Source organism: Streptomyces sp. ATLC9 (assembly GCF_057196705.1).
On record NZ_JBXUOY010000626.1, the window covers coordinates 1 to 323 of the forward strand.

Below are 323 nucleotides of genomic sequence, written 5' to 3' on the forward strand. Positions count from 1 at the left end.
GAGGCCTACGGGCAGGACCCCCAGCTTCGCGCCGCCCTCGAGGCACGCGGAACCGGCTACGTGATGGCCGTCGCCTGCTCGACGCGGGTACGGATCAACCGCGGCCGCACCCCCGTCCGCGCGGACACCGTCGCCAAACGGCTGCCCGCCACCGCCTGGCAGCGGCAAAGCGCCGGCCGTGGTGCGAAGGGCGAGCGCTACTACGACTGGGCCTGGACCCACATCGGCACTGACGGCCACCGCCACCTGCTCATCCGCCGCAACCGCACCACCGGCGAACTCGCCTTCTACCTGTGCTGGTCACCCGCCGCGGTCACCTTTGC

Annotated in this window: 1 pseudogene; it reads left to right on the forward strand. The window is 72.4% G+C overall.

The features are described from left to right. A pseudogene (locus tag AC2CJA_RS27380) lies at positions 1 to 323 on the forward strand (IS701 family transposase); the annotation flags it as partial.